Annotated in this window: 12 protein-coding genes and 2 pseudogenes; 3 read left to right on the forward strand and 11 right to left on the reverse strand. The window is 34.3% G+C overall.

Features of this window, described 5'->3' with window-relative positions:
• Positions 1-226: pseudogene (locus tag EP747_RS24585) on the forward strand (hypothetical protein); the annotation flags it as partial.
• Between the two features lie 840 nt (positions 227-1,066).
• Here the strand turns inward: EP747_RS24585 and EP747_RS25095 are convergent.
• Together EP747_RS25095 and EP747_RS24515 are read right to left on the reverse strand one after the other, a co-directional pair.
• Entirely contained in the window at positions 1,067-1,975 is a 909-nt protein-coding gene (locus tag EP747_RS25095; protein WP_213083852.1) for a hypothetical protein, read from the reverse strand.
• Positions 1,976-2,079: 104 nt separating this feature from the next.
• On the reverse strand, positions 2,080-2,409 hold the full coding sequence (locus EP747_RS24515) for a hypothetical protein (RefSeq protein ID WP_205753831.1): 330 nt from the start codon (positions 2,407-2,409) through the stop codon (positions 2,080-2,082).
• A gap of 765 nt (positions 2,410-3,174) precedes the next feature.
• On the opposite strand from EP747_RS24515, the pseudogene EP747_RS25365 reads away from it, so the two are divergent.
• Positions 3,175-3,396, forward strand: a pseudogene (locus tag EP747_RS25365) (tyrosine-type recombinase/integrase); the annotation flags it as partial.
• Positions 3,397-3,889: 493 nt separating this feature from the next.
• On the opposite strand, the gene EP747_RS11960 reads toward EP747_RS25365, so the two are convergent.
• The 9 genes from EP747_RS11960 to EP747_RS12000 form a co-directional block, all read right to left on the reverse strand.
• Positions 3,890-4,141, reverse strand: coding sequence for a dockerin type I domain-containing protein (locus tag EP747_RS11960; RefSeq protein ID WP_129690237.1), 252 nt, complete (start codon positions 4,139-4,141; stop codon positions 3,890-3,892).
• Positions 4,142-4,170: 29 nt separating this feature from the next.
• Entirely contained in the window at positions 4,171-5,748 is a 1,578-nt protein-coding gene (locus EP747_RS11965) for a hypothetical protein (protein ID WP_129690239.1), read from the reverse strand.
• A gap of 129 nt (positions 5,749-5,877) precedes the next feature.
• Positions 5,878-6,588 (reverse strand): DUF421 domain-containing protein, encoded by a 711-nt coding sequence (locus tag EP747_RS11970; RefSeq protein ID WP_129690241.1) that lies wholly within the window; start codon positions 6,586-6,588, stop codon positions 5,878-5,880.
• Between the two features lie 261 nt (positions 6,589-6,849).
• On the reverse strand, positions 6,850-7,680 hold the full coding sequence (locus EP747_RS11975; RefSeq protein WP_129690243.1) for a cupin domain-containing protein: 831 nt from the start codon (positions 7,678-7,680) through the stop codon (positions 6,850-6,852).
• Positions 7,681-7,891: 211 nt separating this feature from the next.
• Complete coding sequence (locus EP747_RS11980) at positions 7,892-8,479, reverse strand: hypothetical protein (RefSeq protein WP_235832863.1); 588 nt, start codon at positions 8,477-8,479, stop codon at positions 7,892-7,894.
• A 290-nt stretch (positions 8,480-8,769) separates the two neighbouring features.
• The gene (locus EP747_RS11985; RefSeq protein WP_129690245.1) at positions 8,770-9,291 is read right to left on the reverse strand and encodes a ferritin; all 522 of its coding nucleotides are present in this window, start codon (positions 9,289-9,291) and stop codon (positions 8,770-8,772) included.
• 926 nt (positions 9,292-10,217) lie between these two features.
• The gene (locus EP747_RS11990; RefSeq protein ID WP_098862703.1) at positions 10,218-11,630 is read right to left on the reverse strand and encodes an amino acid permease; all 1,413 of its coding nucleotides are present in this window, start codon (positions 11,628-11,630) and stop codon (positions 10,218-10,220) included.
• A 335-nt stretch (positions 11,631-11,965) separates the two neighbouring features.
• On the reverse strand, positions 11,966-12,883 hold the full coding sequence (locus EP747_RS11995; RefSeq protein WP_098862702.1) for a response regulator: 918 nt from the start codon (positions 12,881-12,883) through the stop codon (positions 11,966-11,968).
• Positions 12,884-12,888: 5 nt separating this feature from the next.
• A complete protein-coding gene (locus EP747_RS12000; RefSeq protein WP_235832864.1) occupies positions 12,889-14,169 on the reverse strand; it encodes a sensor histidine kinase in 1,281 nt (426 codons plus the stop codon).
• 154 nt (positions 14,170-14,323) lie between these two features.
• Here EP747_RS12000 and gltP point away from each other — a divergent pair, with 154 nt between their 5' ends.
• The gene (gene gltP, locus EP747_RS12005) at positions 14,324-15,610 is read left to right on the forward strand and encodes a glutamate/aspartate:proton symporter GltP (RefSeq protein ID WP_129690248.1); all 1,287 of its coding nucleotides are present in this window, start codon (positions 14,324-14,326) and stop codon (positions 15,608-15,610) included.
• The last annotated feature ends 252 nt before the right edge of the window (positions 15,611-15,862 follow it).

The raw sequence follows: 15,862 nt of genomic DNA on the forward strand, positions 1-15,862 counted from the left end.
TCCGTCTGCTCCTGTTGTTCCCGCTGGACCTGTTGCTCCCGGGCCTCCCGCCGGTCCAGTAGGTCCAGTAATTCCGGTTCCTGTCGGGCCTGCTGGGCCTCTTCTTCCCCTTTCTCCTTGTTCACCTTCTTTTCCTCTTTTTCCTCTTTCTCCTTGTGGACCTGTTGCTCCTATTGGACATGGAAAACAGCAAGTACATTCACACGGAGTACAATCACATCGATGACATTTATATTTACATTTACATTTACATTTACATTTACATAAATCATTATTGCATTCGTGACATTTACATTTAAATAGATCATTATTGCATTCGTGACATTTACATTTACATTTACACGGATTACAATAACATCGTTGACATATCGGTTGAGACGGTATAATACTAGGTATCTTTCGTTGTTGTGACAAATTCTACACCTCTACTATATAATGTATGTTCACATTATATTAATATAGGACAAAGTGTTTCTTATAACTTAGAAAAATAAGCAATATAACTATAAAGTTGAATTAATCTACTATTTATACTTAAGTTAAAACTTTAAAAATCTAATAGTATAAGTGATCTTTTTGAGGCAATAAGCAGATACTAAGTTCCAATTGCAAATCTTTTGTTCTTATTCAACTGATATGAACGAAACTGTCAACTCACCATGCCCAAATGGTTTTGATTTTATTTTTTTCTGTTTTTAGGCAGACTTATTCTATTACTACCAACTTAGTTTTTAATTTTTACTAAGTATGTGAATTATCATTCTTTTATGAATCTTATCATCCACTTTGTTACAAATCATTTTACATTCTATAAAACTTCTAATCCCGCCCCAGTAACTTCACCATATTTTTGCGATTACTTCATTTTGAATTTTATAGATTACTCCACTAGGATTGCTATGAAACATCTATAGATTCCATAGTCTTCTTGATCATAAAAATAAACCTGTCATATAAATGACAGGTTTATTCCAAAATTAGAAATATTTTCAGGTGTGTCGGCTCATTTTCCTGAATCAATCATCTACACGTGTAACAAATAGCGGATTTAAATGCTTGAAGCTTATTATAAAGGAGTATAAGATAGGCTGGCGCTAAATGAGAGTTGGGTAATATCAGCTGCTGAGGGATCAGTCGATGCAAGCGTCCTTACACGAATACCAATACGATCACCCGCTGCGACAAGTAATGATCCTCCGATATTTATATTGGTTGCTGTACGGAAAGTACCGGCAGTTATAATATTATTAGGAAATCCAAATCTAACCGAGCTAGTCAGCGGAGTTGTCACATAAGATGAAGAAATATGATCAATCCCATTATTAGGAACTGACGGTGCGCGGAATACTTCAAAATCATATTGAAGACCTAGAGTATTAATTGAAACCACAGAAGCAACCAATAAATCTGCACTTATTTGTAAATTTTGAACAGTTCCCGCAAATGGAATTGGGAAAGCAAAACCTCCTGCTTCAGGCGGCGAAGTTGATTGTCCAGATCCATCAATAACTTCAACTGTGTGATTACCAAAACCCATTAAGATTGGAGCAGCTGATACTACTGTAGCACCACTGAGAATGATACCCGTTGAAAATGGAATTAATCCTCCAGCTCCTGCTGGACCGGTTGCTCCGGTTACTCCTGCTCCTGTTGCTCCTGTTGCTCCAGCTGATCCTGTTGCTCCGGCTGTTCCTGTTGCCCCTGTTGCTCCTGCTGGACCTGTTGCTCCCGCTGAGCCTGTTGCTCCCGCTGGGCCTGTTGCTCCCGCTAGGCCTGTTGCTCCCGCTGGACCTGTTGCTCCTGCTGGACCTGTTGCTCCCGCTGAGCCTGTTGCTCCTGTTGCTCCGGCTGTTCCTGTCGCTCCTGTTGCTCCGGCTGGCCCTGGTGGTCCTCCTGATGGACCTGTTGGACCTGTTGTTCCTACACCTGTTGGACCAGTTGGGCCGATTGGGCCTGCTAATCCTTGTGGTCCCATAGCACCTTGTGCTCCTGCTGGACCTCTTCTTCCTCGTTCTCCTTGTTCACCTTCTTTTCCTCTTTTACCTCTTTCACCTTGTGGGCCCGTTGCTCCTGTCGCCCCTATTGGACATGGACAACAGCAATGACATTCACATGGATTACAATCACATCGATGACATTTACAATTACATGGGTCACAATTGCATCGATGACATTTACACTTACATGGGTCACAATTGCATCGATGACATTTACAATTACATGGATCACAATTGCATCGATGACATTTACACTTACATGGATCACAATTACAGCGATGACATTTACACTTACACGGATCACAATTACAGCGATGACATTTACACTTACACGGATCACAATTACAGTGATGACATTTACATTTACAAGGATCGCAATTACAGCGATGACATTTACATTTACAAGGATCACTATTACATTTTTGACATTTCGGCTGCGATGATTTTAGACTACGAATCTTTCGTGGTTGTGACAAATTTTACACCTCTCCAAAAAAAATGTTTGCTCACATTATTTTATTAAAATAGGACAAAGTGGTTCTTTTAGATTAGAAAAATCAGCAATAGAACTATACTTAATTTAAATAATTTAATTAACATAATGATTGTTAGGCATATCTTGGTACTTCTGTTCCTACAAGACCACCTAATATCAAAAAATATTACATACAACCAACAGGAAGAAGGACTCGTACGATATATTAATAAAAGTAAGTAAGAGAGTTTTTCGTAGTTAATTGAGAGCAGAGAATACATGCAAGAAAATCCTTATCTATTCAATCGGTTACTTCGCCACAAATATGAAATTGAACTAGAAATTGAGTTAATTAGAGAATGTACTAAAAAAGAAGGATGGAACGAAGAATTAACATTTTTATGAGTTTAAAATGGAGTATCTTGATAGATTAATGACAAAAATCAACCCCATTTATATATAGGAGACAGCGAAGACTGAATAAGTAGTGAACATGCTTATCCAAGCACTTAAAGAGTTTATAGACAATATGACGAAATCGTTTGAACGCTTGATAAGCAGATTGAATCTTCGAGGCGACCGATTTGACTTTCACTAAGAAGATTTTTCCTTAAACATTGAACTCTCAAGGCTTTAGAGAAACTAGGATGAACGAGCCAAACTCCAAAAAGGATTAAAAGCTGAAATTGTTGGCGTTCGTTTAAACAGCGCATTCAAAAAGCGAATTTGCCTGATATTCCTTTTCATAATTTGTGCCACACTCATGCAATAATTTTAATGAGAATGGGCGAGAATCCGAAAATTGTTAGCAAGAGATTGAGCCATTCAAGATTTGAAACAACACTTGGTATTTACTCACATTTAAATGAGGAAATGCAGAAGTATACAGCTGATCAATTTGATGAGAGATTTGGATTAAATTAGTCGTGTAGTTTCTGTGCAGTCTATATGAAATGAATAAAATTCATAAAAAAAATGGCACTATCTTAAAATAAAAAAAAGCCCAAACCCTTGATACATTTAGGTTTGAGCCTGCTAATTAGTATGATCCCAACTGGACTTGAACCAGCGACCCCCACCCTGTCAATTACAGAGTATCATTATAATTCAGTATTTCTAAATATTTTAGGTCAATAGAGTCCAGTAAATCAAGCGGTCGATGAAATTTTATTCATTGTTATTCCACTATTTCTATTGTTTCTAGTTAGTCTGTGCAATTTGTGTGCAATTGAAAGTAGAAGTTTATTTTGAGGTGAGTGTAACGAACAGGATTACAGCCGATTGCATGACGAGATATGAAATAAAATCCCCCAATAGTAGACTGCCTATCCATTTTATCAGATAGGCTTTTTCATATGTCTACTATAAGGGGATAATAATATTCTCCAAATTACTTTTCCTGCTTTATATACGCATACTATTTTAATCCTAACTTCGTCAAAATACTTTCCAGTGTCGCCCCTTTATATGATGTCTTTGCTTTTGGTGCATTTGGAACTGAACTGTTTCGCAATCCAAAGTTTTTCACAACATAATTCATATCTTTTGCATCAACTACCTTATCGAAGTTAAAATCTGCTGATGCTTTATTTGTACCCCAGAACGTCTGAACTTTAAGCGCGTCTAACACATCGATTACATTATCTTTATTCGCGTCTCCAGCAGTCAATATTGGTGTTAAATAACGGACCGTTCTACCTACAGTTTCACCTGAACTTGATCAGAGATAACTAGTTGAACATTTTTCGTAAAATGGCCAGGTGCATCAAATGTTAATGTATAAGGTTTACTGTCAGCTTTAAAACCATCCACTCCAATTCCACCATTTGGCGATGTTAAAGGAACATTAATTGATTTTCCTTCATACGAAGTTAATGTAATTTTGGCACCAATAGTTGTTTGATCAATTTTATAATTCGTTTGGTTTGTAGCAGGATTGAGCGTACCTTCTAATCGGATAGAGCCATTAAGTGAAGATGTCTTCATCTTAAGAGTTGGTACTTCAAAATAATTGTAAACATTTTTTGTTTCGACATTAGACTGGTCAATTGTTGTTGCATTGATATTTCCACCCAAAGGGTATCTTATTTGATAACCATCAAGTGTTTTAATATCAAAATTGAATAATTGTAAGTCTTCAGGTAATTCTTTATCACCTAAATAAGTAAATGTCATCGTGTAATTGGTTGAGGTTGTAGTTCGGGGTGAAGTTTCTAATTTTACCTTTGCATCACCATATTGTTTTACAGCATCATTTACTGTGACATTTTCAATCGCAGCTGAACTATTCCCCATGTTTATTACAAATTTAGATGTTTTTAGTTTCTTAATATTATTAGAACGGACAGTGTAATTAACCGCCTCTCCGTTTGTTACTTGTTTTTTATTTACCTTCAAGTAATAGTATGGTGTTGTGTTTTTTGTAAATGCTACAGAGTCAATTTGACTAGCGTTTCTAGCTGCATCAAATGCATAGTAACTTACCGTTAAGAATGGAATACTATTTTTCACTAAAATTTGATCAGTATAATCACCATTTTCATCAGTTTGCATGGCAGGTGATGGAAATGACGAGTTATAGAAGGTTACAATACCATTTTGTGATTGATCCACATTTATACCATACCGCTTGGCTTCTTCAATTTCAGGATCATTTACATTAATATTAAAATCATAAATCATTTCACCCTTTGAATCTAGTTGACTATCTGTATATTCAATTACTTTTTGGTCTACTGAATCAAAACTAGTTGTAACATTTGGTGCACCAGATTCGAATAATATATCTTGTGCCGCTGAAAATGTTTTACCTTTATCATTCGTACCAATTAATCGCAATTTATAATGACCTTTTGGTACTAGTGCTGCTTCTTTACTAACTGGATTATTTTGGTCCCCAGTAAATGGAAAGTAAACACCACTAAATGCCTTTAAAATCAAATATTGTTGATTTTCATTCATTAATGTCGGGTCCAATGTACCTAATAAACCAATGTCCTCACCTGTAGTTGGATCTTGTAGCACTAAATCAATAGATCTCATATGTGATTTTAATGTAAAATTCGCATTAATAGTTGGTAAAGCTGTGTCGGGCCAAACAACTTTATCAGACATTAAAGGATTAAATAAATTAAATGCAGCAATTCCTTCTTCAACAACTCGCCCACCGAACGGAATTTGGTAAGTTTCAGTTGGGTCTGCCGTATTCGTAAATGTAACATATCCCTCATATGTTCCCTTCTCTGCTGTTTTCGGTATGATTAAATTTGTTGACAATTTCCCAGCTATTGCAAGTGGCCGTGAGAATTTCCTGAATTTTTATATCCTGTTTATGCTAAAAACCTTAAAATCTAAATCATCTTTTTATTAGAGATTGTTCTAGTTTTTTTCAAAAAATTTTAAAGCTCATTCTTGGTCCATTGGAGAAGTAATGTGATCTTTATACGTATCAATGTAGATATTTCCATTTGCTGCTAGCACAGCATAAGCAACATCCTTTGTATGGAGGTTACGTTTTTTTAGTTCGCGTTGTAACTCAAACTCCGTCTGATTGTTTTGTCTTAGGTTTTCTGTCATAATTTCTCCATCCATAATCAGCTCGATAGGGAGATTACTTTCTGATGTAGTCGGTATATTTAAATCTTGTTTTGTTACATTACGATATTGGGGTTTTTGTAAAACAGATACTCTACCATTTGTTTCAACAACAACATAAAGAACTTCTTCTATGTTAAAAATACTTTTTTCTCTTAATTGTTGATTTAAATAGTCCAGAGAATAACGCATTTTTCTCATATTGGCTTCCAAAATCTTTCCATTTTCAACAATTACTGTTGGATTTCCAGCAAATAAATTTCTTCCAATTCGACTTTTCATGGAAATATAGCTAACAATTATAATGATTGATACTAAAATTATAAAAGCGATGACTGAATGATGGATTTTTATATTTAAATTAAATGCTAAATTGGCAATAATACCTCCAATAGAAATAGCACCTATAAAATCAAAGGTATTCATTTCAGCAATAATTTGTTTTCCTAAAAGTTTGGCACCAATAAACAAGATCAAAAATGCTAGCATTGTCCTCATAATAATCTCATAATGTTGCGGCATTAGCAGTTATCCCCTTTAAATCAATTAATTAAATTGTAGTATTCTATACAGGGATAATATTTATCCTTGAAAGGAATGTATTATAAACAATAGTCTAAAAATCATTTATGTAATTGAATGAACTCTTGTAAAGTGACTATATTCTACCTGTAGATTTTACATTTTATATAATGTAAATATAAAAGGGGTTCAGCCACTCTGACAAAACCCTTAAAATTATGAAATAATTCTTTCTTTTAACTATATGCATTTACTCTAATTCTACATTTTTTTACTTTGCTGGAGAAGTTTGGATTCTCCTGTACGTTCCCATTCTTCTACTGTTTCAAATGCTTTTTCGGGAGAATATCCTTTCCCTACAAGTACTCCCATTAGAATAAATTCCTGCAGAATGTGTGTAGCATTTATTCCTCTTTTAACATCCTCTAACCCTTTATTTACTAAAAATTCCGTGTACTTTATCCATTCGTCTGGAGTCCTGCCAGAAATAACTGTCTTTCCATTGCCATGACCGTAACTATCTCTTTCAGTTGCTGCATCTGCTTTTGTTACATGAACTGTACCAAATGGATGGTTTGGAGGAGCATATATTGAGTAAAGTTTTAGTGGAATATTACCTGTATTGACTACATTGTGCCATGTTCCAGCGGGTATCATTATTGCAGAATCATCATAGATATTTCTTTTAAAATTTAATTTATCTTTACTATTGCCCATTTGAACAATCCCCTGACCTTGTTCAACACGCAAGAATTGGTCAACGTTAGGATGTATTTCCAAACCGATATCTTCACCAACATTGAGACTCATTAATGTAACTTGCAAATGAGTTCCTGTCCATAAAGCGGTACGGTACGTATTGTTTTGCTTAGAAGCTTCATTGATATTAACAACAAACGGTTCTGATCCATAATCTTTTAACAAAATCCTGACATCACTATTAGAAGTGCGAGCAAAACCAAGTTTGTTAGCATATTCAACTCCAACTGGATAAGTCCAGTAAAAAGACTGTCTATCATAATTATTTATTGGTACATTATGATAATAAGGATAATGATATTGATACGGATACATATTTGGAACATAGTACATTTTTTCTCCATCCTTCCTCAGCTTATTAAATTATCCTATGCTCTATGTTAAGGAAATGTACTCGTAACAACTTCTAATCTCCATTCATAACAATCTTTAATTGAATATGACATGTATAATCAAAAAAAATAGTGCAACTCATTTAAGAATTGCACTACTTTGTATAGAAATTAATATACTACCTGTGATTGATTACTCACACATCATATGACTATGCAAACGTAGCGTGTAGCATAAATAAAATTAGAAAACACATAGCCATTTTTAAATGCCATTTATTATCTTTCTTTTTATATCGTTTTAATCCCATAAACATTACTATAAATAAAATAATTATAGAGATTAAACCAGAAAAATATGTAAAATTTAATTCAAATCCTTTTAATATTGCCAAATATCCATGTAGTATAACAATACCTGTTGATATTAATGCGATTGGTACATGCCATGATCTTACGATTTTTCCAATAAATTGTAATATAGTTTTTAATTTAATTTGTCCGAATGCAATGTCCTTAATATATTTTAGTTTTATTAAATAAAACACAGGAAAAATAGATAATACAATAAAGAACCCGATTCGTGCAATTGATCCAACTTCCTTAAATAAATCCTTATAGGCATGCATATTTGTAGTTTGCCATTGAAGATAATGCATTGTAATATATAGAATACCTAATAAAAATAATGCACCACCAATCAAAAGTGTTAACATTATTCTTTTTCTTTCATTTGGATTTGGAATATAGGTCTTTAAAAAAGTTTGTTTTTCCTTCATTCCCAAATTATTTTTTTCCAATCTAAAATCTCCTTTTACATTATTACTTAGAATATAAATTCAAATTTTAAATTAATTTTGAGGTTAATGTGAACTCTAATTTTAATTCTCCTTAATCGCTTTCTAAAATATATAGCAGTTTTATGAAAATACGATGAAAATTTCATCAAAAATAAAAGGTCTAATAAGTTTTCCCAAATATATTTAAATAAAGTACTACCTGATACTCTCAATTGTATATTCAAACTTATATGAAGCCAGAAAAATAAAAAGAGCCTATAAAGGCTCCAAAATATTTAGTCATATTATATTCATCCACCAACAGCTGGTGCAGCAGGAGGTGCAACAGCAGGTTTCCTTTGTCCTAGTTCTTGATCAATAAGTAATAATGCTGAAGGATTACTATCAGCCAATTTTAAGCGATTAACTATTGTAAGTGTTTGCGCTTCTTCATCAATTTGTTCCCTTAAAAAATCTTGTATAATAACAGTTGCTTGTGGATCGACTTGATTTACATAATTATACGCTTGTCGATAAGAATTCGTAACATATTGTTCATGTTCAAGTGCTTTTTGAAAAGCTTCCAATGGAGTTCCAAAATTATTTGATTGAGTGGGAATCGTCATTAAATCCACAGTGCCATCTTTATCAACAACGAAATCAACTAATTTAAGCATATGTGTACGTTCTTCTTCTGATTGTAATCTCATCCAACTTGCCATTCCTGTTAAATTCAATTTTCCAAAATATGCAGACATTGCTAAATAAAGTGATGATGAAACATTTTCAATTTGAATTAAATTGTTGAATAATTTTTGAAGATCTTCATTCATATTTCTTCACTCCCTCAAAAAATAAAAACCTTTACTTAAATTGTTTTTTATAAAGTAGTATAAGAGCTAGATTACAGATAAAGTTGTAAATTTATAAAATAAAGTCCTCATATATTTTATGAATGAAATACAAATAAAAGAATCCATTTTTTATTTAGTTAAATAAGAAAATATACTAATTTTTAAATCAATAAAGTTTTTCTGCCCCAATCCTGCCCCATAAAACTGTTTCACCAATAATTAAATTCTGTTATAATACAAAAAACCTCTTGATATACAAGAGGTTTAGGTATGATCCCAACTGGACTTGAACCAGCGACCCCTACCCTGTCAATTACAGCGTAGCATTATAATTCAGTATTTATGTATATTTTAGTTCCATTGAGTCTAGTAAATCAAGCGGGTGTGAAATTTTATTCATTGTTTATTCCTTTATTTCAATAGTTTCTAATAAGTCTGTGCAATTTATGTGCAATTGAAAAGTAATTGGTTAATATGAGGTATGGTGCATATAGTAATTAGTTATTGATAACTCAGCTAAAAAAGACGATTCGAAGACACACATGCAGATACCAATTCTTCTAAAAATTATTGAACGGAGTCAAATTGAAAAAAATTGTTAACAACTTCATCGGTTACATCTGTAATTTGTTTATATTCATAGTTCGGTGGCGAAAGTACTGCTCATACAAGAAGATATATACATGTTCCAAAAACAAAAATGTCTATGATTAGCTTATATTAATCAGCTATGGAGACGACCAATACATTTTGGAACTAATTTGAAGGGAAAACAGTTTTATTTTGTTATGACGGAAAGAACTTGCATAGGAAGTATGTGCAATCCACTTAGTAATAGGTGATTTTTTGTATTTAAAAGGGCTTCCCAAAAGTCAGTTCTCCTAACTTAAGGGATAGCCCAATTTTTATTTATGCAGCTTTATTTGTGGTGCTTCTATACTGTCACTCTGATTTAATTTACTGTTTTTATAACCGTAAGTAGCGTAAATTACTAAACCTATTACTAACCAAACTACGAATCCCTTCCAAGTAAATGCTGAAAGTTGGAACATTAAATATCCACAGAATAAAATTGCTAATACTGGAACAACAGGAACCCAAGGAGTTTTAAATCCACGTTTTAAGTTTGGATGAGTTTTTCTTAAGACTAAAATACCAAGTGATACAGCTGAGAAGGCAAATAATGTTCCAATATTTGTTAATTCAGCTAGTTTATTTAATGGAATTAAACCAGCAAATGCAGCAACTAATCCACCAGTTACCCATGTACTTACAACCGGTACTTGAGTTTTACCATTAACTTTTGATAATTTTTTCGGAAGTAAACCATCTCTACTGATTGAGTAGAATAAACGTGTTTGTCCAAACATCATTACGATTAAAACTGTAGTAATACCAATTATTGCACCTAGTGAAATGAAACCAGCTGCCCAATCTTGGTGGATAAATGATAAAGCAAAAGCAACAGGATCTTTAACACCAAGTTGATCGAACGGCACGATACCCGTAAGAATTAAGGAAACAACGATATATAAGATTGTACAAATTGTTAATGCAGAAATAATACCGATTGGTAAGTTACGTTGAGGATTTTTTACTTCCTCAGCAGCAGTAGATACTGCATCAAAACCAAAGTAAGCAAAAACAACAACTGCAGCTCCAGCTGTTACACCAGAGAATCCCATTGGCATAAACGGTGTCCAGTTTCCTGGCTCAACATACCAAACACCTATAGCGATGAAAAGAATTACTACTGCTAATTTAACAATTACCATTACAGTGTTTAGTTTTGCAGATTCTTTTACACCTCTAGTAAGAACGAATGTAACTAATAATACGATAAGAACTGCTGGTAAATCTATAAAAGTTCCTTTAGAAGGATCAAATGCACTTGTTAATGCTGTTGGGAAATGAATTCCAAAACCTGATAATAAACTTTGGAAGTAACCAGACCATCCACTAGCTACAGCTGATGAAGCCAGTCCATATTCAAGTACCATATCCCAACCTAAAATCCATGCCACAATTTCACCGAATGCGACATAACTATACGTATATGCGCTACCTGCCTCAGGAATCATTGATGCAAATTCAGAGTAACATAATGCAGCAAATGTACAGGCTAAACCTGCAATTATAAATGAAAGTATAAGTGCTGGACCAGCATAATCTGCTGCTGCTACACCAGTTAGAACGAAAATCCCAGTACCAATAATTGCACCTATTCCTAGCATTGTTAAGTCAAATGCACCTAAAACTTTATTAAGTGAACTGTTAGATAATCCACTCGATACTGATTTTTTTCGAAATAAATTCATAAAAACCTCCTCTAAATTCTTGTGCTACTTTTCCAATTTTAATTATTTAGTACTTTCATAGTTGTTTGTAAAAAATAGAAAATTCGGACAACTAAAACCATAAAAATTTAATTGTTTGAATTAAACGCGATTTTTATCTTATCATACGATTTGTAACTATACAATGCATTTTTCAACAAAATAAAATATTCAGAAAATGTGTAGAAAGACTATATTCAGATCCTTTTCTAAAATTAAATAAACAAAGACAGCATTGGCTTATTATCCGTACCCTTGTTACAACCTGACTACAACACTTTTACACTCCCTGCAATTTGAAGAAACAAATTTATTGGCTAATCCACCAACTGCTTTGATTCTAAATAGAGCGATTGAATGAATTTTTTCATGTTGATTCGGCTTTGATTAGTGCTTTTTTCACTTTTACCTTCAAGCTCTAACATTTTCTTTCGGACTTCCGAGAAATCGAAAAATGTGGATGAATACGCTTCGAATTTTGGATTCGTGTAATCTGTTAATCCTAATGAGGCAATATGGATGAGCACATGGTAAATAGCTCTGCGAACCCGTTGTTCGGAGGCTTTCGATTCTTTTTGTATTTCCGCCTCGGTAGCCTGTTCTCCAAGCGTTTTTTTTGCATATCCATAAAATATGTCTTTTAGAGACGGAAAGATGTAGAAGGATCCAAACTTTTGTTTTTGGTCCTGCAGGAATTCTAAAATATTCATCAAGTCTTCACTACCGCTTTCTCCGATAATCCCTAAATCCGAAATCAATGAACGGCCGGCTTCGATTATGTTTTTTGTATGAGAAGAGCCGAATGGTGGCGACTGATGACCTTTTAATAAAGTTAACGATTCTTGTATGCCTCGAATTGATTTTTCCAGAATCACCCGTTCGTTAACCTTTTTTAACACTCCTGAGATTTCAATGCGGTTTAACGGCTTAGTGATGTAGTATTCTGCTCCTAAACTATATACTTCCCCTATGAGCTCCTTTGCCTCTACTTGCGAAATCATCACGAATTTCCCCTTGAATTCAGAAGAAAGAACACGAATTGTTTCAATTCCATCCCTCTTTGGCATCAGTAAATCAATAAGTACTACGTCTACTTTTTTGAGCGCAAGCAAGTCATTGTCTACCAATGATCCGTCTTCTGCTTCACCCATCACTTTGCCTAAATCCTCATCCTCAATCAAGTCTATCAGCATCGCTCTAATAGCTGGATCATCGTCTATTATAAAATAATTCATTTGATTTATCCTTTCTGTATCATCGCATTAATTGGAAGCTCGATAACAAATACTGTTTCTTTATGACTTTCTTTTAGCTTAATATGTCCGCCAAGCTTGTCCACGGTTAGTTTCACATATGAAAGTCCAATTCCTGTAGAAGGATTGCCGGAAGCATCATACTTAGATGTAAACCCCTCTTTAAAAATGACTTCTTTCAACTTCGGTGCAATGCCTGGTCCATTATCACAGACATGAAATTCTACAATCCAGTCTCTTCGAATGACATACAACGATACATGTCCCTCTTGCTCAATGGCTTCCACCGCATTTGCGATTAAGTTATTTATCAAAGATAATACCCTATATACATGATATGGCGGATGTTCCCCTTCGACGTGCATAGAAAACGAAATGTGTTTATTCAATAACTCTGCATACCGTCTATTGGAAACAAGGATAATGTTACTCAGTAACTCAATGCCCATGTAGTCCTCTAGCTTTTCAGTAGAAATCAACTGTGATAGTCCAGCATAAATTCGCTGATTATCTTTTTTTACTTCATGCACGAGACTTGCAATTTGCAGTGCGGTTTGGGAAAAATGGACATGAGAAACTTCCGATTTCAACCTACGATAAAAATCATAACTTATGCGGGTGATTTCTTCCGCATTTTGCATTGTTTTCTTAAGCTGTACCGATTCCTCATACAAATTCGAAATGAACAACAGCATTTGCTCGTTTTGTCTACGCTGCTCTTCCACTGCCAATTTTGATTCTCTCAGTTTAAAAATGTTAAAAAAGCCAAGTACGAAAAAACTTCGAATAAACGCGATAAAGATAATCTGTTCGATTGAGTGAAATGCAATCATTTTATCCGCTATAGAGTATCGAATCACCATTTCAACTAAACTTGCACCAATTTCTATGACCATTCCTAGTAATCCTATCATAAATGGCTTGTTATGCTGCTCATTCATCTTAGTAAAATGAAAGATGAAAGCGAACACCACGTAATAAAAGAGTACCGGAAAATGACTGTAAAATGCCTCATCAACCGGTATGTCACTGATTAGAACCGCCAAAAAAAACCGAAATACAAACACACTTGTCCCAGTCAAAATTCCTGCAATATTCGGGTGAATGCCCCTTCCCAATAACAAAAATAAGAAAAATGCCGGTGTCCCCAGGCTGACACGGAAAGCATCATTGAACGGATAGAATTTAAACTCTCCAGCGAGCGGAACGGTTATCATCAAAAATACAACTGCTAAAATTCGTTCCTTCAGTTCGACACCTCCAAACATTAAACATTTTACTCAAACCTTTGGAAAATTGAAATAGTTGTGAGAAAATTATTTATTTTTTATTTTTTATTTGTAGGTTTTTGTATGATTCGGTATGATTTCGAGTGGAATCGCTTACATTCATATTCTTAATAACCTTGAAGGGGTGTATGGGATGAAAAAACTAAAACTTGGGTTAGCTTGGCAGATTGTAATTGGTCTCATTTTAGGTATCGCAGTTGGAGCTGCCTTTTATGGAAATCCAAATATTGAAGGATTCCTAAAGCCGATTGGAGATATTTTTATTCGTTTAATCAAAATGATTGTTATTCCTATTGTTGTCTCAAGCTTAATTGTCGGTGTTGCCGGTGTTGGGAATATGAAAAAGCTTGGTAAACTCGGTGGTAAAACAATTTTATATTTTGAAATCATCACAACTATTGCCATTCTTGTTGGATTGCTAGCGGCAAATATCTTTCAACCCGGTAGCGGCGTTGATATGTCATCATTACAGAAAACAGATATCGGAAGCTATATACAAACAACCGAAACGACGAAAAGCCACGGTTTTGCTGAAACTTTCGTCAATATCGTTCCGCCAAATATCATTTCAGCAATGACAGAAGGAAACATGTTAGCCATTATTTTCTTTTCTGTTTTATTCGGACTAGGTGTGGCAGCGATAGGTGAAAAAGGAAAACCAGTCTTAAAGTTTTTCGAGGGTACAGCTGAAGCAATGTTCTATGTGACAAATCTAATCATGAAGTTTGCTCCATTTGGTGTATTTGCATTAATTGGTGTAACGGTATCAAAATTCGGTGTCCAATCACTGATCCCATTAAGTAAGTTAACGATTCTTGTTTATTCAACGATGATTTTCTTTGTGCTAGTTGTTTTAGGACTTGTTGCAAGATGGGCAGGCATTAACATTATTCATTTTATTAAGTTATTAAAAGATGAACTGATCCTTGCTTATTCAACGGCAAGTTCTGAGACTGTTTTACCTCGTATTATGAATAAAATGGAGAAATTTGGATGCCCTAAAGGAATCACATCGTTCGTTATCCCAACAGGATATTCTTTCAACTTAGATGGTTCTACGTTATATCAAGCATTAGCGGCCATTTTTATTGCACAAATGTATGGTATTGATTTATCGATTAGCGACCAAATCTCATTAGTACTTGTATTGATAGTAACATCTAAAGGAATTGCAGGGGTTCCGGGAGTGTCGTTTGTTGTATTGTTGGCAACGCTCGGTACAGTTGGAATTCCGGTAGAAGGATTAGCGTTTATCGCAGGTATTGACCGTCTTTTAGATATGGCGAGAACAGCAGTTAACGTCGTAGGTAACTCGCTTGCGGCAGTTGTTATTTCTAAATCAGAAGGTCAATTCGATAAACAAAAAGCGCAAGCTTATATTAAATCACTTGATTCCGGTAAGCAAACAAATGTAGCATAATCTTTCTTAACATGATAATTGAGTAGACCTAGATTCACTGACTACTAAATTGCAGGCATTGACTACATTTCTTATGAATTCTCTTTTTTAAAATGAGATCAAGCTCTACTTCTTGTAATCAACTAATATATATAACAATTAATCGTTGAAATTAAAAGCCTGTATCTTCAAATACCAAGTAATTTTCGATACAGGCTCTTTTTATCTATTAACATTGTTATGTTTAGACTGACAAAAAAGAGAAACTCGCAG

The sequence above is a fragment of the Gottfriedia acidiceleris genome (genome assembly GCF_004138285.1).
Classification (GTDB): Bacteria; Bacillota; Bacilli; order Bacillales; family Bacillaceae_G; genus Gottfriedia; species Gottfriedia acidiceleris_A.

Excerpts from the sequence above, each read along its gene's own strand:
- gltP (WP_129690248.1), top strand. The coding sequence starts at position 14,324 with ATGAAAAAACTAAAACTTGGGTTAGCTTGGCAGATTGTAATTGGTCTC.
- EP747_RS12000 (WP_235832864.1), bottom strand. The coding sequence starts at position 14,169 with ATGTTTGGAGGTGTCGAACTGAAGGAACGAATTTTAGCAGTTGTATTT.
- EP747_RS25095 (WP_213083852.1), bottom strand. The coding sequence starts at position 1,975 with ATGGGACCACAAGGATTAGCAGGCCCAATCGGCCCAACTGGTCCAACA.
- EP747_RS11990 (WP_098862703.1), bottom strand. The coding sequence starts at position 11,630 with ATGAATTTATTTCGAAAAAAATCAGTATCGAGTGGATTATCTAACAGT.
- EP747_RS11970 (WP_129690241.1), bottom strand. The coding sequence starts at position 6,588 with ATGCCGCAACATTATGAGATTATTATGAGGACAATGCTAGCATTTTTG.
- EP747_RS11975 (WP_129690243.1), bottom strand. The coding sequence starts at position 7,680 with ATGTACTATGTTCCAAATATGTATCCGTATCAATATCATTATCCTTAT.
- EP747_RS11995 (WP_098862702.1), bottom strand. The coding sequence starts at position 12,883 with ATGAATTATTTTATAATAGACGATGATCCAGCTATTAGAGCGATGCTG.
- EP747_RS11985 (WP_129690245.1), bottom strand. The coding sequence starts at position 9,291 with ATGAATGAAGATCTTCAAAAATTATTCAACAATTTAATTCAAATTGAA.